Source organism: Donghicola sp. XS_ASV15, from assembly GCF_041224595.1.
Lineage (GTDB): Bacteria > Pseudomonadota > Alphaproteobacteria > Rhodobacterales > Rhodobacteraceae > Donghicola.
Genome location: NZ_JBGFGN010000138.1, coordinates 1 through 18,609 on the forward strand (window position 1 = coordinate 1; position 18,609 = coordinate 18,609).

Here is an 18,609-nt window from a genome sequence, read left to right on the forward strand (position 1 = left end):
AAAGCCATCCACACCGGCGTTGTTCGACGCAACGGTCAGACCTTTGACCCCGCTTTCCACGATCGCATCAATCAGCAGTTCGGGAATCCCGCACAGGCCAAAGCCCCCTGCCGCGATCAGCATGTCGTCGCGCAGCAGGCCGTCCAAGGCCTCCAACGCGCTGCCATACACTTTGTTCATTAGAAAAATCCTCCGTGTATCTCGGAGGCGACTGTGGCGGGCGGTGTGGCTCAAGTCAACAAAATGCCGCGGTGCAGTATCGCGCCGCGGCTTTTGTCAATTTAACGATGGTCCAAGAGCTTACTCTTCCGAGTCGGCCGCTTTCTTGGTGGTTTTCTTTGCCGCTGTCTTTTTCGCAGGGGCCTTCTTAGCGGCGGCTTTCTTGGGAGCCGCCTTTTTCTTGGTGCCCTTTTTCGAGGCCTTGGCGTTCACCAATTCGATCGCCATTTCGGCGGTCACGTCGGCGGGTTCCACGTCTTTGGGCAGGGTCGCGTTGACCTTTTCCCATTTCACGTAGGGGCCGTAGCGGCCGTCATAGACGTTCATCGCGCCGCCATCGGGGTGATCCCCCAGTTCTTTCAAAGGCTTGGCAGTGCTGGCTGCGCCGCGACGGCCGCGGCTTTCGGCCTTTTTCGCCAGTTCTTCGACCGCGCGGTTCATGCCGATGGTAAAGACGTCGTCCACCTCTTTGAGGTTCGCATAGAGCTTGCCATGTTTGACGAAGGGACCGTATCGGCCAATGCCCGCTTCGATCATTTCGCCGTCCTCGGGGTGGGGGCCAACTTCGCGGGGCAGACTCAGGAGCAGCAGCGCCTTTTCCAGATCCATCTCATCCTTGGACCAACCGCGGGGCAGGCTCGAACGATCGGGCTTGGGCTTCTCTTCGGTTGCTTCGCCGCGCTGCACATAGGGGCCAAAGCGGCCAGAGCGCAGGCTGATCTCGTTGCCGTCCTCGTCTTCCCCCAGAATCTGGTCGCCGGAATCATCGGTATCGCCATTGATCGGGCGTGTGTAACGGCACTCTGGGTAGTTCGAGCAGCCGACGAACCCGCCTGTGCGCGAAGTTTTCAGGTGCAACTGGCCTGCGCCACACTGGGGGCAGGTGCGCGGATCGCTGCCGTCCTCGCGAGGCGGATAGAGCTGAGGTGCGAGTGCGTCATCCAGTACATCCAGCACTTCAGCGATGCGCAGTTCGCTGGTTTCATCGATCGCGGCGTGGAAATCCTTCCAGAAACGCGCCAGCAAGTCCTTGTAGTCACGGTCGCCTGCGGATACGTCATCCAGTTCGCCTTCGAGTGCGGCGGTGAAGTCATACTCCACATAGCGCTTGAAGAAATTCAGGAGGAAGATCGTCACGATCCGGCCTTTATCCTCGGGAATCAGGCGGTTCTTGTCCTTGGTGACGTATTCGCGTTCCTGAATCGTGGTCACAATCGACGCATAGGTCGAGGGACGGCCGATGCCGAGCTCTTCCATACGTTTCACCAGCGTCGCCTCGGTGTAGCGGGGCGGGGGCTGGGTGAAGTGCTGTTCGGGGGTGACATCGCGCTTGTCGGCCTTTTCCCCTTCGGTCAGGTGGGGCAGGCGCTTGTCATCTTCGTCCACAACATCGTCGCGGCCTTCTTCGTAGACCTTGAGGAAGCCGTCAAACAACACGACCTGACCATTGGCGCGCAGGACCACTTGCCCGTCGGCGCTGGCAATGTCGACCACGGTACGCTCCAGACGCGCGCCTTCCATTTGGCAGGCCAGTGTCCGCTTCCAGATCAGATCATAAAGACGGGCCTGATCTTGTTCTTTCAGCTTCAGCGCAGCAGCGTCCTTGGTCATATCCGTGGGGCGGATACATTCGTGGGCTTCCTGCGCGTTCTTGGCTTTGTTCTTGTAGATGCGCGGCGAGGAGGGCACGTATTCCGCGCCGTAGCGATCTTTGATCGCCTCGCGGGCGGCAGTCACGGCCTCGGGGGCCATGTCGATGCCGTCGGTACGCATGTATGTAATGTGGCCAGCTTCGTACAAACGCTGGGCAGCATTCATGCACTGGCGCGCACCCATGCCGAATTTGCGGCTGGCTTCCTGCTGTAGCGTCGAGGTCATGAAGGGCGCCGAAGGGTTGCGGCTGGCAGGCTTTGCCTCGACCGAGCGGATGGTCAGGTCGCGGCTCTTGATCGCTTGCACGGCCATTTCAGCAGCGGTCTGGTCGGCCAGATCGAATTTATCCAGCTTCTTGCCCGCGTATTCGGTCAGGCGCGCTTCGAATTCCTGATTGCGGGCGTTGGCCAGCAAGGCTTTGACAGTCCAGTATTCACGGGCCTGAAACGCTTCGATTTCCATCTCGCGCTCAACGATCAGGCGCAGGCATACAGACTGTACACGGCCCGCACTGCGCGCGCCGGGCAGTTTGCGCCACAGAACCGGCGACAGGTTAAAGCCCACCAGATAGTCCAGCGCACGGCGCGCCAGATAGGCGTCCACTAGGGGCTGGTCCACATCGCGGGGGTTTTGCATCGCCTCCGTCACGGCGGATTTGGTGATCGCGTTGAACACCACGCGTTTGACTTCGGTCGACTTTTTGATCGCGCGACGCTTGGTCAGAGTTTCCTGCAAATGCCAGCTGATGGCCTCTCCTTCGCGATCAGGGTCGGTCGCGAGAATGAGCGAGTCGTCGTCCTTCAGCGCGTCTGCGATCGCTTTGACATGTTTACGAGAGTCTGTCCCGACTTCCCATGTCATGGCGAACTGGTCATCGGGATCCACCGAACCGTTCTTAGCTGGCAGGTCGCGGACGTGACCGTAAGAGGCGAGCACAACGTAGTCTTTGCCGAGGTACTTGTTAATGGTCTTGGCTTTGGCCGGGGACTCGACGACGACGACGGGCATGAAGGGCACCTCTTGCGATGGGTTCAGGTGGCGTATGGCGGCGCAACATGTGGGGTGCAAGGGGGGAATGTCAATCTTTGCTGGAAACTCCGGCAAACCTGACTTCTATGATCGCCGCGCAAGCAGGCCGCCGGGTTGGCGCTGAATTTGTCCGTCCAGTTCCAAGTCCACCAGCACGGACGTCACATGATGCGCTGGCTCGGATAGATCGCGGATCAGTTGGTCTTCGGCCAGCGGAGAGGGCCCGAGTCGGCCTAAGATTTCGCGGTGCAGGGCAAAGGTTTGTTCTTTGGTTCTGGTGTCTTTGGCAGGCTCAGGCGGTGGATCGAGCGGCAACTGAGGCTCCTCGCACAAAGGAGAGAGCGCTTCGATGACATCGCTGGCGCTGCGGACCAAGATTGCACCATCTCGGATCAACATATTGCAGCCCGAAGCGCGGGCATCGAATGGGTGTCCTGGAACGGCCAAAACGTCGCGCCCCAAATCTAGTGCATTTCTTGCGGTGATCAGGCTGCCGGATTTTGCAGCGGCTTCGACAACAACTAGTGCGCGGCTCAGGCCTGCGATGATTCTATTGCGGGCGGGGAAATGGCGCGCGGTCGGCGTGGCCCCCATCGGAGCCTCGGACAGGCGAAGGCCTTGGGACGCGATTCCCTGCGCGATCGACGCGTTTTCCTGCGGGTATATAATGTCGACTCCGCCGCCCATAACGGCAATCGTCCCAGAGGTCAGGCTGACTTCGTGCGCGGCGGCGTCAATCCCGCGTGCAAGGCCCGAGACGACCACATATCCCGCCTCGCCAAGTTCCTGCGCCAGTTTGCGCGTCATCCGCAGGCCGAGCGACGATGCGTTGCGTGCGCCCACCAGTGCGATCATCGGACGATTGAGCAACGCCGTTTCGCCGATCGCCCATAGAATCGGGGGCGGATCAGGTAGGTCGGTCAGGCTTTCTGGATAATCCGGTGTGCCATAACAGATCATGCGGGCACCGGCTTTGCGCCCATTGCTCATCTCGGCCAAGGCGACTTCGGGCGGGCAGGGCGAGTAGCTGTCGACCCCAGCGGCTTTGGCGATGTCAGGAAGGGCGTCTATTGCGGCGTCCGCGGACCCGTGCTCCGACATCAGCCGGTAGAAGGTCGCAGTGCCGACTCGGCGCGAGCGCAAGAGGCGAAGCCATGAAACCCGCTCGTCTTCCGTGGTGGGTGGGAGTGGGTGGGGACTGGAAGAGTGAGTAAGTTGGGGCATCATGTCTCCGCCGTCTTGCAGAATCATGAATACCCCACCGAGTCTTAATCAGCAGTTAAGCCTAACGGAAAATGACTTAGACGGCCGATCCGCCGATGGTAAGGCCGCCAATCAGTAGGCTGGGTTGTCCAACGCCGACAGGCACCCACTGGCCTTGTTTGCCGCAGTTCCCCATCCCTGGGTCGAGATGCATGTCGTTTCCGATCCCGCGAATGTTCTGCAACGCTGTTGCCCCATCACCGATTAGCGTCGCACCCTTGATCGGTGCGCCGACGACACCATTGGTGACTCGGTAGGCTTCGGTGCAAGAGAAGACGAACTTGCCGTTGGTGATGTCCACCTGCCCGCCGCCAAAGCCGACAGCGTAGATGCCGTCCTTCATGCTGCTGACCAGATCGGCGGGGGTCGAGTCGCCGCCGAGCATATATGTGTTGGTCATGCGGGGCATGGGGATATGAGCGTGGCTTTCGCGCCGCCCATTGCCAGTGGGTTTGACACCCATCAGCCGCGCATTCTGGCGGTCCTGCATATAGCCAACCAAGATGCCGTCCTCGATCAGAGTGTTCTTACCGCTCGGGGTGCCCTCGTCATCGACTGTAATACTGCCGCGGCGGTCGGGGATGGTGCCATCGTCCAGAACAGTCACACCTTTGGCCGCGACCTGCTGGCCCATGAGGCCCGCAAAGGCGCTGGTGCCTTTGCGATTGAAGTCACCCTCAAGCCCGTGACCCACCGCCTCGTGCAGTAGGATGCCCGGCCAACCCGGCCCAAGGACGATGTCCATGACGCCAGCAGGGGCGGGCACAGCGCTCAGGTTAACAACCGCTACGCGCAACGCTTCGTCTGCGACGGATTTCCAGTGCTGCGGAGTTACGATCGGCGCCAATCCATGGCGGCCACCTCCACCTGCGCTGCCAGATTCGCGGCGTCCGTCCTGTTCGACGATCACACTTATATTCAGGCGCACCATTGGGCGCACGTCGGTCACGCTGTGACCTTCGGGGCGCAGTATTTCGACCTCTTGCAAAGAAGCGGCGAGGCTGGCGGTCACTTGGACCACGCGCTTGTCGGCGGCACGCAAGTACGCGTCGATTTCTTTGAGCAGGTCCACGCGGGTCGCAAAAGCCAACTCTTCGACAGGGTCCATATCGCCATAAAGCTTCAGGTTGGTGCCTTCGGGGGGCAGGGCAAGAGTGCCGCCGCCATCGCCCACAGCAAGCCGAGCGGTTTGGCTGGCGCGAGACAGCGCCCCTTCGGTGATTTCGGTAGAGTGGGCGTAGCCTGCGACTTCGCCGCGCACAGCCCGTAGACCGAATCCCTCGCTTGCGTCATAAGATGCAGTACGCAACCGACCATCGTCGTATGCGACGACTTCAGAGCGACGACGTTCCAGAAACAGCTCTCCGTCGTCTGCTCCGTCAACGGCCCCACGCAGTTGCCCAAGGGCGGTTTCGCGGTCGATGAGGGTCTCGAATGGGCGGAAAGTGTCGGTTGACATGGGTTCTCCTGAAGGTCCGTCTTTGACTTGGATCAAAAAAGCGGCCCTTTGACGCGGTTCGCTATCTTGTTCCGAGTGACAGAATATGGTTTTTGCAGGACTGAACACAATGGATTCCGGGTGAATGCCTGTCAGTCATCCGCAACAACGCGCTTAATGCCGAATAAGATCAGGGTGTAATATGCGACTTCTGACCAAAATGCTGGCCGCTATGGCCCTTATGCTTCCGCTTCCCGCTTTGGCCCAAGACGGGCTCGAGGTGATTGGTAAGCCCCACGATGCGGGCGCTGCTTTCCAAGCGGCAGGGACCGAACTGGCTCGTGACATTCACTGGCTGGACAGCATGATCCTCGTGATCATCACCGCGATCGTTCTGTTCGTTTCGGCGCTGATGGCGTTCATCATCGTCCGCTACAACGAAAAGTCGAACCCTAAACCGGCGACCTTTACGCACAACTCGCCGCTGGAGATCGCTTGGACCATTGTCCCGATCGTTATTCTGGTCTTCATCGGCTCGTTCTCGCTGCCCGTTCTGTTCAAGCAGCAGGAAATCCCCGAGGGCGACATTACTATCAAAGTCACCGGCTACCAGTGGTACTGGGGTTACGAGTATGTTGACGAAGGCTTCGGCTTCGAAAGCTTCATGCTGCCCAAAGAAGACTTGGCAGAGTACGGCTACAACGAAGACGAATACCTGCTGGCCACCGACACCGCAGTTGTCGTGCCTGTAGGTGCCACTGTTGTGATGCAAGTCACCGGCGCAGACGTGATCCACAGCTGGACCATCCCCGCCTTCGGCGTAAAGCAAGACGCGGTACCCGGCCGCCTGGCAGAACTGTGGTTCGCAGCAGAGCGTGAAGGTGTTTACTTCGGCCAGTGCTCGGAACTCTGCGGCAAAGACCACGCCTACATGCCCATTACTGTAAAAGTTGTCAGCGAAGAGGCCTACCAGCAGTGGCTGGCTGGCGCGAAAGAAGAGTTCGCAGGCATCCCGCAGGCCTATCAGGTCGCTTCGGCGCAGTAACGCACCCAACTTTAGGCCCGCCCCGATAACGTTCCGCGTGGACGGTCGGGGCGGGCCTTCACCCAAATAGACCCTTAGCCATCGAGACGGATCCGCCATGAGCGATACCAGCTTTGACAGCAGCCAGACCACCGAGGCCAGCTTTGGCGATTACTTCGCCCTTCTGAAGCCACGCGTGATGTCCCTCGTCGTCTTTACGGCGTTGGTGGGTTTGCTTGTTGCCCCCGGTTCAGTTCACCCGATCGAAGGTTTTGCGGCGATTCTGTTCATCGCATTGGGCGGAGGCGCATCTGGCGCACTGAACATGTGGTACGACGCTGACATCGACCGCATCATGAAGCGGACCCAAAAGCGTCCGATCCCCGCAGGCAAAGTCACCCGTGACGAGGCTTTCGCCATCGGTATCGCGCTTTCCTGCCTTTCGGTCATCATGCTGGGCCTTGCGTCGAACCTCGTCGCGGCTGGCCTGCTGGCCTTTACCATTTTCTTCTACGTCGTGATCTATACCATGTGGCTCAAGCGCTCGACTCCGCAGAACATCGTGATCGGTGGTGCGGCGGGCGCATTCCCTCCGATGATCGGATGGGCCGTCTCCACGGGTGGTATCTCGATCGAATCGATCATGATGTTCGCGATCACCTTCTTCTGGACCCCGCCCCACTTCTGGGCGCTGGCGCTGTTCATGAAGTCCGACTACTCGGATGCGAAAGTGCCGATGCTGACCGTCACCCATGGTCGCCGCAACACGCGCATTCAGATCTTTGCCTACACCGTTCTGCTGGCAGCCCTGTCGGTTGGCATGTCCTTCACTGCACTGAATGGCCCTGTCTTCCTCGCGACCGCTGTTGTGCTGAACCTGCTGTTCATCAAGGGCGCGTGGACCATCCTGCGCCGGAACGAGGAGCAGGCCGAAGGCGACAACTACGCTGCGGAGCGCAGCTTCTTCAAACTTTCGCTGCTCTACCTGTTCCTGCTGTTCACTGCGATTCTAGCAGATGCTGTGCTGGTGCGCATGGGCATCAGCCTTGGGGGCTGGGTATGAGCAATTTCCGTCCCGACCATGAACTTCACCAGCGTCGCCGCGGCCGGAACTTCGGTCTGCTTGCGGTCCTGATCGGGTTCGTTGCGCTGGTGTTCCTGTTGACTGTGGTCAAGGTGCAGAACGGCGGCAAAGTCGAAGCGTTCGATCACACCGCCCGTCCGTCACTGACCACTCCGGAAGGAGGACAATGATGGAAGGCAAAAAGAGAACAGTCGTACAACTGGTTTCGGTCGTTCTGGTCATGGGCGCGCTCGCTTGGGCGGCTGTTCCCCTCTATGACCTTTTCTGCCGTGTCACCGGTTTTGGCGGCGAGACCCAGGTTGCGAGCTCGGAGTCCGAAACGATTCTGGATCAGACCATCAAGATCAAGTTCGATGCTTCCAAAGAGCGCGGCATGCCATGGGAATTCAAACCCATGCAGCGCGAGATGGAGCTGCGCATCGGCGAAAGCGGCCTCGCCTTCTACGAGGCCTATAACCCAACCGATCACGTTGTGGCAGGCACCGCCAGCTACAATGTCGCGCCCTTTGCGGCGGGCGGGTACTTTGTAAAGATTGCTTGCTTCTGCTTCACCGAGCAGGTGCTACAGCCAGGAGAGCGGGTCGAGATGCCCGTGACCTTCTATGTCGACCCCGAGATTGTAGATGACCCCGAGGCGAAATACGCCAAGCACATCACACTCTCGTATACCTTCCACGAGATGGATCTTGCCGATACTGATTATCAGGCGGCACTCGAGACCGAAAAAACAACAGAAATTAACTAAGCCTTCCAACGAGGGACCTTCAATGGCGCACGCAAAAAACCACGACTACCACGTTCTGCCCCCATCCATTTGGCCTTTCCTTGGCTCGATTGCCGGCTTTGTCATGCTGTTCGGCGCGGTCCTTTGGATGAAGGAAAGCGGCCCGTGGATGTTCCTCATCGGCTTCGTTGGCGTTCTCTACGTCATGTTCGGCTGGTGGTCGGACACCATTTCCGAAAACCAGGCGGGCGACCACACTCCCGTTGTTCAGATTGGTCTGCGCTACGGCTTCATCCTGTTCATCATGTCCGAAGTCATGTTCTTTGCGGCATGGTTCTGGTCGTTCTTCAAGCACGCGCTGTACCCCATGCCTGCGGTCGGCGGCGTTTGGCCCCCCGAAGGCATCGAGACCTTTGATCCCTGGCACCTACCCCTGATCAACACCCTGATCTTGCTGTGCTCGGGTGCAGCGGCGACTTGGGCGCACCACGCTCTGGTTCACGAGAACAACCGCAAAGACATCAAGTCGGGCCTGCTGCTGGCCGTCGTCCTTGGCCTGATCTTCAGCGTGTTCCAGGCATACGAATACAGCCACGCGTCCTTCGGCTTTGCTGGCAACATCTACGGCGCGAACTTCTTCATGGCGACCGGCTTCCACGGCTTCCACGTGATCGTCGGCACGATCTTCCTGTTCATCTGCTACCTGCGCACCGTGCGCGGTCACTTCACCCCCGAAAACCACATCGGCTTCGAAGCAGCAGCTTGGTACTGGCACTTCGTCGACGTTGTATGGCTGTTCCTGTTCGCAGCTGTTTACATCTGGGGCGGCTAACCGCCATCGCACCAGTTGTCGGTTGAAATTCCAGCCGCATTGAATATCACAGCAAGGTGCGCAAACTGCGCACCTTGTTTTCGTTTGAAAGGCCTGAAATGCGTCGCTCTTTACTCCTGATCGTGGTCGGCATCGCTGTTGCGGCTGTCCTGCTCGGGCTTGGCAAGTGGCAGGTGGAGCGTCTGGCATGGAAAACCCAGATTCTCGCCGATATCGAAGCGCACATTTCCCAAGAGCCCGTCGCCGTTCCGACCGATCCCGACCCTGTCGCTGATCGCTACCTGCCCGTCATTGCGAGCGGCACCGTCACGACCGATGAGCTGCACGTATTGGCCTCGGCGCGGGGGCAGGGGGCTGGCTACCGTATCATCACCGCGTTCGAGACCGAGGATGGCCGCCGCCTGATGCTGGATCGGGGGTTCGTCGCCATCAATGCCAAGGACGACACCCGTCCCGAACACGATGCAACCATCATCGGCAACCTGCATTGGCCGGACGAGCGTACAGGCTCCACTCCTGAAAATGACCTTGCAAACAACGACTGGTTCTCGCGCGACATCCCGCAGATGGCGCAGGCGCTGGATGCCGAGCCGATCCTGATCGTCGTCCGCGACACCGACTATCCCGAACCGCGTGTGACCCCCTGGCCGGTGGACACCGCGGGCATTCCGAACAATCACCTTGAATACGCCGTAACGTGGTTCAGTTTCGCCGCGATCTGGATTATCGGCATTGCATACCTCCTGTGGCGCGACCGCAGGGCAAAAGATGAAAGGCCCGAATGATGCAATACATCTCGACCCGAGGCTCTGCGCCGACGCTGACCTTTGACGAGGCGATGCTGACTGGCCTCGCACGTGACGGTGGTCTCTATGTTCCCGCCGAGATCCCCACCATGACGGCCGAAGACATCGCCGCGCTGGCTGGCCTGCCCTACGAGGAAGTCGCTTTCCGCGTGATGCGTCCTTATCTGGGAACGTCATTCAACGACGACGAATTCCGTGGGATCATCGAACGGGCCTATGCTGGTTTCGGCCACGACGCTCGCGCGCCGCTCAAGCAACTCGCACCCGGTCACTTCCTCTGTGAACTGTTCCATGGGCCGACCTTGGCGTTCAAAGACTTCGCCATGCAGCTCATCGGTCAGCTGTTCGAGTTCGAGCTCAAGCGCCGCGACAGCCGCGTGACCATCGTGGGCGCGACCTCGGGTGATACCGGCTCCGCCGCGATCGAAGCGTTCCGTGGTCTGGACGCAGTGGACGTGTTCATCCTGTTCCCCCACGGCCGCGTGTCTGAAGTCCAGCGTCGTCAGATGACTACCCCGTCTGAAGACAACGTGCACGCGCTGGCGCTGGACGGTCACTTCGACGACTGTCAGGCGCGCGTCAAAGATATGTTCAACGACTTCGAGTTCCGCGACGGCGTTAAGCTGGCGGGCGTGAACAGCATCAACTGGGCCCGTGTTCTGGCGCAAGTCGTCTACTACTTCACCTCGGCGGTTGCTCTGGGTGCACCTTATCGCAAGGTCAGCTTCACCGTACCGACCGGCAACTTTGGCGATATCTTCGCGGGCTACATCGCAAAGCGCATGGGCCTGCCGATTGATCGTCTGGTCGTCGCGACCAACCAGAACGACATCCTGCACCGCTGCCTGTCGACGTCCGAATACATGGTCGACGGCGTTATCCCCTCGATCAGCCCGTCGATGGACATTCAGGTCTCGTCGAACTTTGAGCGCGCGCTGTTCGATGCCTATGGCCGCGACGGAACGGCCGTTGCGCAACTGATGGACGAACTCAAAGCAGGCGGCTTCAAGGTTAGCCAAGGTGCCTTGCAGGCTCTGCGAGAGAACTTCGACAGCGGCCGTTGTTCCGAAGAGGAAACGCTGGCGACCATCACCCGCACACTCAAGGATTCGGCTGAACTCTTGTGCCCCCACAGTGCGGTTGGCGTGCATGTTGCAGAACAACAGCTTGGCGATAGCCCGATGGTCACTCTTGCAACCGCGCACCCCGCGAAATTCCCCGATGCGGTCGAGAATGCCACAGGTGTGCGTCCAGGGCTTCCCCCGCGGATGGCTGACCTGTATGAGCGTTCGGAACGCGTGACCCGTGTCGAGAATGACCTCTTGGCGCTTGAAACTCTAATTAAGGATCGGATCCACCTTTGACCGTTCAGACCCATACCCTTTCCAATGGCTTCCGTGTTGTGACGGAGCACATGCCCGGCCTCGAATCCGCTGCGATCGGGATCTGGGTCGGTGCAGGTGCGCGCCACGAAAGGGTAGAACAGAACGGCATTGCCCACTTCCTTGAACACATGGCCTTCAAAGGCACCAAGCGTCGCTCTGCGCTGGAGATCGCCGAAGTGATCGAGGATGTGGGCGGGTATATCAACGCCTACACCTCGCGAGAGGTGACGGCCTATTACGCCCGCGTATTGGCAAATGACGTGCCACTGGCGCTGGACGTGATTGCGGACATTCTGCTGAACCCGACCTTTGATGAGAACGAGATCGAGGTCGAGCGCGGGGTGATCTTGCAAGAGATCGGTCAGGCGCTGGATACGCCCGACGACGTGATCTTTGACTGGCTGCAAGAAGAGGCCTACCCGAACCAGCCCCTTGGCCGCACGATCCTTGGCCCGTCCGAGCGTGTGCGCCACTTTAGCCGCGAGGATCTGTCGGGCTTTGTCGAGGAACACTATGGCCCCGGTCAGATGATTCTATCGGCTGCTGGCGCTGTCGACCACGACGCCATCGTGCGCGAGGCGGAAAAGCTGTTCGGTCACCTAAAGCCGGGCGCGGCGCAGCACGAGGATGCTGCGGCATTCCAAGGTGGCGAGCGCCGCGAAGTCAAAAAGCTGGAGCAGGCGCATTTTACGCTGGCCTTCGAAAGCCCCGGCTACCGTGCGGATGATTTCTTTACCGGTCAGATCTACGCGAACGCGCTGGGGGGCGGCATGTCCTCTCGTCTATTCCAAGAAATTCGCGAACACCGTGGCTTGTGCTACACGATCTTCAGCCAAGCGGGTGCGTACTCGGACACAGGTCTGATTACGGTTTACGCTGGCACCAGCGCCGAGCAACTGGGTGAATTGGCCGAAGTTACCATCGACGAAATGCGCCGCATCAACGACGATCTGCGTATCGCCGAGATTGATCGCGCCCGTGCCCAGATGAAGGCAGGCATGCTCATGGGCCTTGAAAGTCCATCGAACCGTGCTGAACGTTTGGCCAGAATGGTGTCGATCTGGGGCCGCGTGCCCGATTTGTCGGAAACCGTTGCGAAAATCGACTCGGTTACTCTTGAAAACGTTCGGGATTTCGGAATCAATCTTGCCACCCATGCGCCATCTGCAATGGCGCTCTACGGACCCGTGGACAAGGCACCCTTCCTGGCCGCGTTGAAAGAGAGACTGGCTGGATAAATGCTGCTAAACAAACGGAAGTTTCGCCTGGAGACAGAGCGCATGACCCTGCGCCTTCCTCTACATGGCGACTACCGTGCGTGGAGCAGTCTACGGTTTTCCTGCCGCGAGTTCCTGACCCCATGGGAACCCACTTGGGCCGATGATCACCTGAGCCGCAAAGCCTTTACCAATCGGGTGTATTGGGCCAACCGGTCGATGTCTCAGGGAACGGCGCTACCGCTGTTTTTGATCCGGCGGTCGGACGACATGCTGTTGGGGGCGATCACACTGGACAACGTGCGCCGCGGGCCTGCGCAAATGGGCACCATCGGCTATTGGATCGGCGAACCCTTTGCGCGTCAGGGCTACATGACCGAGGCGATTGCTTCGGTCGTCCATCATGCTTTTACCCGCATGGACCTGAGCCGGATCGAGGCCGCATGCCTGCCGGAAAACAAGCCCTCTCATGGCGTGCTCGAAAAGTGTGGCTTCAAATACGAGGGCGTCGCGCAATCCTACCTGCAAATCGACGGGCGTTGGCGTAATCATGTGCTGTTTGCGGCGCTGCGCCATGATCGCAGGGGCAAGACCGCCTAGTTGACCGATCCGTGAAGACCGGATCACGGCTGACCTGTGCTAGCCTTCGGGCAGAACAGGGGGATCACGCATGGTATTTCGTTTCATCACCGCTTTTCTGATGCTCGTCGCGGGGGCCGCCAATGCCCAAGACCGAAGGCCCAGTCATTGCATTGCATTGGCTGATAGCACCCCGGGCCTAGAGTACGTTCAACTCGCCAGCTTCTCTGAGCCGCTAGAGGACGAGTACACCGTGCGCATCCGCTATCTTGATCATGCGATGTTCCTGATCGGGACCTATGGTGGGCTGACAGCCGTCACAGATTACGCGGGTTATCTAGGGCAGGGGGATTTTACCCCTGACGTTGCTACGATGAACAACGCTCACGGCACCCACTGGACCAGATTTCCCGATCCGGACATTGATCATGTGTTGCAAGGTTGGCCGGATGATGAGGGCAATCCCGCCGTGCACTACCTTGATCTTGGCGAGATGCTTGTGCGGAACGTGACCACTGACAACCGGCGCGGCATGGGGTCCGCGGGCGAGAACGGCAACTCTATCTTCATTTTTGAAGTTGGCGGCCTGTGCATAGGCCATATGGGACACCTGCATCACGAACCTTCGCCCGCGCAATATGCTGCGATGGGGCGGCTTGACGTGACGATGGTCGCAGTCGATGGGGGGATGACTTTGGACCACGCATCGGTAGTGCGGGTCATGCAGCGGCTGAAATCCTCGATCATCATTCCGATGCATTGGTTCGGCCAGCTAACCTTGGAGCAGTTCATCGCCCGCATGGAGCAGGACTTTGCCATCCAGCGCACGGGCGAGTCGCAGATCGACGTCTCCCTGCGGAATTTACCCGCGCGCCCGACAGTTGTGGTGCTTGATCCTCGTCCGATTTCGGCTCAAGACTTGGGCGCTGAATAGGAGAGCCCATGACCCCCGTGACTTCGATCGAAGGCGCCCTGCGGGACGCCTTGCCTGCCGCTGCATTCCGCGAACTCGAACCTCGGTATTTGGAAGAACCCCGTGGCCGCTACAAAGGGCAGGGCGGCCTTCTCATCGCACCGGCCAACACCGAAGAGGTATCGCTCGCGGTGAAATTTGCCCACGCAGCGGGTGTTCCGGTCGTCCCCTATGGAGGAGGCACCGGCTTGGTCGGTGGGCAGATCGCGCAGGACGGAATCGAGCCGCTGATTATTTCGCTTGAACGGATGAATGCGGTGCGTGCGATCTACCCCGAGGAAAACGTTCTGGTGGCCGAAGCGGGCTGTATTCTGCAAGACTTGCACACGGCTGTCGAAAAAGAGGACCGGCTGTTTCCGTTGTCGATTGCAGCCAAAGGCTCGGCGCGGATCGGGGGAAATCTGGCAACGAACGCGGGCGGTCTGAATGTGCTGCGCTACGGAAATGCGCGCGACTTGTGCCTTGGGCTAGAGGTCGTCATGCCGAACGGAGATGTTTGGAACGGCTTGACCCGTCTGCGCAAGGACAACACAGGATATGATCTACGCAACCTGATGATCGGATCAGAAGGCTCGCTCGGGATCATCACCGCCGCCGCGTTGAAGCTGTTCCCAATTCCTGCCAGCGAAGGGACCGCTCTGTTCGTCGTGCCCTCGCCCGAGGCGGCGACCGAACTGCTCGCAATGGCCCGCAGTCACATGGCCGAGGGAATCAGCGCCTTTGAAATCATGCACCGTCAGGGCTGGGAGTTCTTGCAGGAAACCATGCCTGAATTGCGTCTGCCCTATGACGAAGCGCCGGAATGGAGCGTTCTGACCGACGTGGGCCTTGCCAAAGGTTTGGACCCAGCCGAGGCGCTAGAGACCCTATTTGCCGAAGCCTTCGAAGCGGGGATCGTCACCGACGGCCTGATTGCACAGTCCGAGCAACAGCGCACAGACCTGTGGAACATCCGCGAGAATATCCCCGAGGGGAATCGCCGGATCGGTTCAATCAGCAGCCACGATATTTCTGTCCCGATCAGCCGAATCCCCGAATTTATCCGCGAAGGGAATGCAGCTATGGCGGCGCTCGGGGATGTTCGGGTGAATTGCTTTGGGCACCTTGGGGACGGCAACTTGCACTACAACGTCTTCCCCGCTGCCGGAAAATCCCGCGCGGATTACGAAGACCTGCGCCCTGCGGTGAAAAGCGGTGTGCATGATCTGGTCCATGCCTACAACGGTTCGGTCAGTGCTGAGCATGGTGTTGGCCGCCTGAAAGTCAGCGATCTGGAGAAATACAGCGATCCGGTCAAGCTGGCGGCTCTGCGCGCGATCAAACAGGCGCTGGACCCCAAGGGCATCATGAATCCCGGAGTGATTCTGCGCGCTTAGCCCGCGTGGCAGGCGGCGGCTTGGGTGACCAAGCCGTCCGCGCCGAAATAGAGCGTCTCTGCCGCCAGAACGCCGCGATGGTTTTCGTAAGAGATCACCATCATCCTGTGCCCCGCAAACACATCTCGGACGGTGAAATGCAGGTCGGGCTGCTGATCCAGCGCGGCCTGCCAATAGGCGCGCAGGGCGTCATGCCCGCGCACCTCTCCGTTGCCGACCAGAGCCACCGCCTTTTTCGACCGGAAGACAATATCGGGACTGTAGTGGGCCATTATCCGGTCCAGATCGTGGCTGTTCCAGCCTGCTTCCCAGTCAGCAGCGAACTCTGCGGCAGATGTCATTTTCAGTCCCCTTCGAAGGAGCAGAGCGCGTGGACGTCAATGTCCATAGCCTCCAGCCGTTTGCGGCCCCCCAGATCGGGCAGGTCCACGACAAACGCACAGCCTGCGATCTGGCCACCAAGCCGTTCGACCAGTTTGATCCCCGCTTCGGCGGTGCCGCCAGTGGCCAGCAGGTCATCCACGATCAGAACGTTCTGACCGGGCGCGATGGCGTCGTCATGCACCTCGACCACGGCCTCGCCGTATTCAAGCGTGTATGCTTCGGAGATCACGGTGCCAGGCAGTTTGCCCTTTTTGCGAACAGGCACGAAACCGGTCCCCAGCTGGTGCGCGACGGCACCGCCAAGGATAAATCCGCGTGCCTCTAGGCCCACGACCACATCAATCCGCTCGCCCGCATAGGGGTGCAGCAGTTGGTCGATCGCCATGCGAAAGCCCCGCGGATTGCTGAACAGGGTGGTCACGTCGCGGAACATGATGCCCGGTTTGGGAAAATCGACGATGGTGCGGATGTAGTCTTGGACCTGTGTCATGGGGTGCCTTTCAGGACGCGGCCAGCGACCGCGTCGAGTTTCTTCAAAAGTTCGGCGTCCCGTTTATCAGGCGCGGTCATGATGGCAAACTCTAACGCGCGGTCACATTCGTGGGGGCAGGGCGCCCGCTCGCGGTCGATCAGATCGGGCAGGGCGCGGATTGTGTCACGGGCCTTTTCGCCATTGCCTTGTAGGGTTTTGATGATGTCGGTCACGCTGACTTCGCCGTGGTCGGGGTGCCAGCTGTCATAGTCGGTGACCATCGCGACCGAGGCGTAGCAGATCTCTGCCTCTCGGGCCAAAGCGGCCTCGGGCATGTTGGTCATGCCGATCACGTCGCAGCCCCAGACCTCTCGGTACAGCTTTGATTCGCCCAAGGTGCTGAACTGCGGTCCCTCCATCGCCAGATAGGTGCCGCCGCGATGAACGCGGGCACCGGCGGTTGCGGCGGCTTCGGCAAGGATATCGGTCAGGCGGGGGCAGGTCGGATGCGCAAGGCTGACATGGGCGACGCAGCCCGTCCCGAAGAAAGATTTGTCGCGGCCACGCGTGCGGTCGATGTACTGATCCACGATGACGAAATCGCCGGGGGCCATTTCTTCGCGGAAGCTGCCAGTGGCGGACAGGCTGATGATATCCGTCACCCCGATGCGTTTCAGCGCATCTATGTTCGCGCGGTAGGGCACGGTCGAAGGGCTATGGACGTGCCCACGCCCGTGGCGGGGCAGGAACGCCATCTTTAGCCCGTCCAGCACTCCAGTCATGATCTGGTCAGACGGCGCGCCCCATGGCGTTTCGACACTGACCCATTTGGCATCCTCTAGCCCGTCGATGTCATAGAGGCCGCTGCCCCCGATAATCCCGATCATGGTGTCCATGCCGCCCTCCGTCTGATGCAGTCCATGTATGGATACGCGGGCAGGGCGGACTTGGGAATGCGGCAGGCGACTCAGTCGTCGGGGCGGGTCAGGCTAAAGACCTCTTTGATCACCCCGTAGTCACGATAGCCTAGACGGGTCAAAGGCTGGTAGCGCGTCACATCAAAGCGACCGTCTACGATGCAGTCGTCCCGCATGTGGATGCCCGTGACTTCGCCAAATACGGCGAAGTTCGACTCACCCTCCAGCTGGATGATCTGGGTCAGTTTGCATTCCAGCGCGGCTGGAGCATTGGCGACACGCGACGCGGCGATGGTGTCGCACGCTGCTTTGTCGATTCCCGCCAGTTCAAACTCATCGACATCGCGGTCCACCATGGCAGAGGATTTGTTCATCACGTCCCGCGCGGCGTATTCCACGATGTTCACACAAAACACGCCCGTTTCGCGGATGTTCGACACGCTGTCCTTGGTGTCGCCACGATCCGGCTTCGAAGAGGTCGAGGCAAACATGACCTGCGGCGGCACATAAGCAACCGCGTTAAAAAACGAATATGGGGCCAAGTTGTCCCGCCCGTCCGCATCACGGGTTGAGATCCAGCCAATGGGCCGTGGGGTGACGATGGCGTTGAACGGATTGTGTGGCAGACCGTGGCCTTCGCTGGGGCGATAGAACATGTTTTGCTCCTATGTGATTGATACACAAGTAGTGTCGTGATACCCGCCATGCCACTCGAAAGATCGGAGGTCAGGTGTTCGAGATTGCGCAAGAACAGCCAGAGGACATGTGGGAGGTCGAAGCCCTGTACGATCTGTGCTTTGCCCCCGGTCGCGAGGCTCTGTCGTCCTACCGATTGCGGGACGGGGTTGATCGTGTGCCCGAACTTAGCCTGACAGCGCGTGACCCTGATAAAATTTTGGCCGGAGCCATCCGGTTCTGGCCTGTGCTGGTCGGTGACAGTCCGGCCTTGCTCTTGGGGCCCATCGCTGTGCACCCCACGCGGCAGGGCGAAGGGTTGGGGGGCATCCTGATGCAAGCCTCGCTCAGCCGGACTGCCGAACTGGGGTGGCCGCGCGTGATGTTGGTGGGCGATTATCCCTATTACAGCCGCTTCGGGTTCGAGAAACTGACTGGCGTAGAGATGCCGCCGCCTACGAACCCGGATCGTGTCCTGGGTGTTGGGGATTGGCAGGGCATCCAAGGCGATGTGCACAAGTGGGAAGGCCCCGCTGATTGATATGACCAAAGCAAAAGG

At 59.8% G+C, this 18,609-nt stretch carries 20 protein-coding genes; 12 read left to right on the forward strand and 8 right to left on the reverse strand.

What is annotated here, in order from left to right:
* The 4 genes from AB9K37_RS11420 to tldD all read right to left on the reverse strand — a co-directional run.
* Positions 1–180 (reverse strand): CoA-transferase (locus tag AB9K37_RS11420; protein ID WP_369838634.1); only part of this gene is annotated, 180 nt, incomplete at its 3' end.
* A 120-nt stretch (positions 181–300) separates the two neighbouring features.
* Positions 301–2,880, reverse strand: a complete 2,580-nt coding sequence (gene topA, locus AB9K37_RS11425; RefSeq protein WP_369838637.1) for a type I DNA topoisomerase — start codon at positions 2,878–2,880, stop codon at positions 301–303.
* Between the two features lie 105 nt (positions 2,881–2,985).
* Complete coding sequence (gene dprA, locus AB9K37_RS11430) at positions 2,986–4,125, reverse strand: DNA-processing protein DprA (protein WP_369838640.1); 1,140 nt, start codon at positions 4,123–4,125, stop codon at positions 2,986–2,988.
* Positions 4,126–4,201: 76 nt separating this feature from the next.
* Positions 4,202–5,623 (reverse strand): metalloprotease TldD, encoded by a 1,422-nt coding sequence (gene tldD, locus AB9K37_RS11435; RefSeq protein WP_369838642.1) that lies wholly within the window; start codon positions 5,621–5,623, stop codon positions 4,202–4,204.
* 181 nt (positions 5,624–5,804) lie between these two features.
* Here tldD and coxB point away from each other — a divergent pair, with 181 nt between their 5' ends.
* The 11 genes from coxB (at position 5,805) to AB9K37_RS11490 (ending at position 15,602) form a co-directional block, all read left to right on the forward strand.
* A complete protein-coding gene (gene coxB, locus AB9K37_RS11440; protein ID WP_369838645.1) occupies positions 5,805–6,647 on the forward strand; it encodes a cytochrome c oxidase subunit II in 843 nt (280 codons plus the stop codon).
* Positions 6,648–6,744: 97 nt separating this feature from the next.
* Positions 6,745–7,689, forward strand: a complete 945-nt coding sequence (gene cyoE / locus AB9K37_RS11445; RefSeq protein WP_369838647.1) for a heme o synthase — start codon at positions 6,745–6,747, stop codon at positions 7,687–7,689.
* Entirely contained in the window at positions 7,686–7,880 is a 195-nt protein-coding gene (locus AB9K37_RS11450; RefSeq protein ID WP_072705726.1) for a hypothetical protein, read from the forward strand. Before cyoE ends, AB9K37_RS11450 begins: the two co-directional genes overlap by 4 nt.
* Positions 7,880–8,455 (forward strand): cytochrome c oxidase assembly protein, encoded by a 576-nt coding sequence (locus AB9K37_RS11455; protein ID WP_369838651.1) that lies wholly within the window; start codon positions 7,880–7,882, stop codon positions 8,453–8,455. Before AB9K37_RS11450 ends, AB9K37_RS11455 begins: the two co-directional genes overlap by 1 nt.
* Positions 8,456–8,477: 22 nt before the next feature.
* Positions 8,478–9,266 (forward strand): cytochrome c oxidase subunit 3, encoded by a 789-nt coding sequence (locus AB9K37_RS11460; RefSeq protein WP_369838654.1) that lies wholly within the window; start codon positions 8,478–8,480, stop codon positions 9,264–9,266.
* Positions 9,267–9,364: 98 nt separating this feature from the next.
* Positions 9,365–10,051 (forward strand): SURF1 family protein, encoded by a 687-nt coding sequence (locus AB9K37_RS11465; RefSeq protein ID WP_369838657.1) that lies wholly within the window; start codon positions 9,365–9,367, stop codon positions 10,049–10,051.
* Positions 10,051–11,436 (forward strand): threonine synthase, encoded by a 1,386-nt coding sequence (thrC, locus tag AB9K37_RS11470; protein WP_369838704.1) that lies wholly within the window; start codon positions 10,051–10,053, stop codon positions 11,434–11,436. Before AB9K37_RS11465 ends, thrC begins: the two co-directional genes overlap by 1 nt.
* A complete protein-coding gene (locus AB9K37_RS11475) occupies positions 11,433–12,695 on the forward strand; it encodes a M16 family metallopeptidase (protein ID WP_369838660.1) in 1,263 nt (420 codons plus the stop codon). Before thrC ends, AB9K37_RS11475 begins: the two co-directional genes overlap by 4 nt.
* Positions 12,696–13,274, forward strand: a complete 579-nt coding sequence (locus AB9K37_RS11480; RefSeq protein WP_369838663.1) for a GNAT family N-acetyltransferase — start codon at positions 12,696–12,698, stop codon at positions 13,272–13,274.
* A gap of 70 nt (positions 13,275–13,344) precedes the next feature.
* Positions 13,345–14,187, forward strand: coding sequence for an MBL fold metallo-hydrolase (locus AB9K37_RS11485; protein ID WP_369838666.1), 843 nt, complete (start codon positions 13,345–13,347; stop codon positions 14,185–14,187).
* An 8-nt stretch (positions 14,188–14,195) separates the two neighbouring features.
* Positions 14,196–15,602, forward strand: a complete 1,407-nt coding sequence (locus AB9K37_RS11490; protein ID WP_369838669.1) for an FAD-binding oxidoreductase — start codon at positions 14,196–14,198, stop codon at positions 15,600–15,602.
* On the opposite strand, the gene AB9K37_RS11495 is transcribed toward AB9K37_RS11490, so the two are convergent.
* The 4 genes from AB9K37_RS11495 to AB9K37_RS11510 all read right to left on the reverse strand — a co-directional run bounded on the left by AB9K37_RS11495 (position 15,599) and on the right by AB9K37_RS11510 (position 18,031).
* Positions 15,599–15,943 (reverse strand): nuclear transport factor 2 family protein, encoded by a 345-nt coding sequence (locus AB9K37_RS11495; protein ID WP_369838672.1) that lies wholly within the window; start codon positions 15,941–15,943, stop codon positions 15,599–15,601. The two genes, AB9K37_RS11490 and AB9K37_RS11495, sit on opposite strands and share 4 nt — an antisense overlap.
* A gap of 2 nt (positions 15,944–15,945) precedes the next feature.
* Positions 15,946–16,476: an adenine phosphoribosyltransferase gene (locus AB9K37_RS11500; protein WP_293710475.1), complete on the reverse strand. Its 531-nt coding sequence runs from the start codon at positions 16,474–16,476 to the stop codon at positions 15,946–15,948.
* On the reverse strand, positions 16,473–17,354 hold the full coding sequence (locus AB9K37_RS11505) for an S-methyl-5'-thioadenosine phosphorylase (RefSeq protein ID WP_369838675.1): 882 nt from the start codon (positions 17,352–17,354) through the stop codon (positions 16,473–16,475). The genes AB9K37_RS11500 and AB9K37_RS11505 overlap by 4 nt, the downstream gene beginning before the upstream one ends.
* Before the next feature lie 71 nt (positions 17,355–17,425).
* Positions 17,426–18,031: a flavin reductase family protein gene (locus AB9K37_RS11510; RefSeq protein ID WP_369838678.1), complete on the reverse strand. Its 606-nt coding sequence runs from the start codon at positions 18,029–18,031 to the stop codon at positions 17,426–17,428.
* A 74-nt stretch (positions 18,032–18,105) separates the two neighbouring features.
* On the opposite strand from AB9K37_RS11510, the gene AB9K37_RS11515 reads away from it, so the two are divergent.
* On the forward strand, positions 18,106–18,591 hold the full coding sequence (locus tag AB9K37_RS11515) for a GNAT family N-acetyltransferase (protein WP_369838680.1): 486 nt from the start codon (positions 18,106–18,108) through the stop codon (positions 18,589–18,591).
* The last annotated feature ends 18 nt before the right edge of the window (positions 18,592–18,609 follow it).

Bases quoted from the DNA above. Each gene is read 5' to 3' on its own strand.
- topA (WP_369838637.1), bottom strand. From the start codon at position 2,880: ATGCCCGTCGTCGTCGTCGAGTCCCCGGCCAAAGCCAAGACCATTAAC.
- dprA (WP_369838640.1), bottom strand. From the start codon at position 4,125: ATGCCCCAACTTACTCACTCTTCCAGTCCCCACCCACTCCCACCCACC.
- tldD (WP_369838642.1), bottom strand. From the start codon at position 5,623: ATGTCAACCGACACTTTCCGCCCATTCGAGACCCTCATCGACCGCGAA.
- coxB (WP_369838645.1), top strand. From the start codon at position 5,805: ATGCGACTTCTGACCAAAATGCTGGCCGCTATGGCCCTTATGCTTCCG.
- cyoE (WP_369838647.1), top strand. From the start codon at position 6,745: ATGAGCGATACCAGCTTTGACAGCAGCCAGACCACCGAGGCCAGCTTT.
- AB9K37_RS11450 (WP_072705726.1), top strand. From the start codon at position 7,686: ATGAGCAATTTCCGTCCCGACCATGAACTTCACCAGCGTCGCCGCGGC.
- AB9K37_RS11455 (WP_369838651.1), top strand. From the start codon at position 7,880: ATGGAAGGCAAAAAGAGAACAGTCGTACAACTGGTTTCGGTCGTTCTG.
- AB9K37_RS11460 (WP_369838654.1), top strand. From the start codon at position 8,478: ATGGCGCACGCAAAAAACCACGACTACCACGTTCTGCCCCCATCCATT.
- AB9K37_RS11465 (WP_369838657.1), top strand. From the start codon at position 9,365: ATGCGTCGCTCTTTACTCCTGATCGTGGTCGGCATCGCTGTTGCGGCT.
- thrC (WP_369838704.1), top strand. From the start codon at position 10,051: ATGCAATACATCTCGACCCGAGGCTCTGCGCCGACGCTGACCTTTGAC.
- AB9K37_RS11480 (WP_369838663.1), top strand. From the start codon at position 12,696: ATGCTGCTAAACAAACGGAAGTTTCGCCTGGAGACAGAGCGCATGACC.
- AB9K37_RS11485 (WP_369838666.1), top strand. From the start codon at position 13,345: ATGGTATTTCGTTTCATCACCGCTTTTCTGATGCTCGTCGCGGGGGCC.
- AB9K37_RS11490 (WP_369838669.1), top strand. From the start codon at position 14,196: ATGACCCCCGTGACTTCGATCGAAGGCGCCCTGCGGGACGCCTTGCCT.
- AB9K37_RS11495 (WP_369838672.1), bottom strand. From the start codon at position 15,943: ATGACATCTGCCGCAGAGTTCGCTGCTGACTGGGAAGCAGGCTGGAAC.
- AB9K37_RS11500 (WP_293710475.1), bottom strand. From the start codon at position 16,476: ATGACACAGGTCCAAGACTACATCCGCACCATCGTCGATTTTCCCAAA.
- AB9K37_RS11505 (WP_369838675.1), bottom strand. From the start codon at position 17,354: ATGGACACCATGATCGGGATTATCGGGGGCAGCGGCCTCTATGACATC.
- AB9K37_RS11510 (WP_369838678.1), bottom strand. From the start codon at position 18,031: ATGTTCTATCGCCCCAGCGAAGGCCACGGTCTGCCACACAATCCGTTC.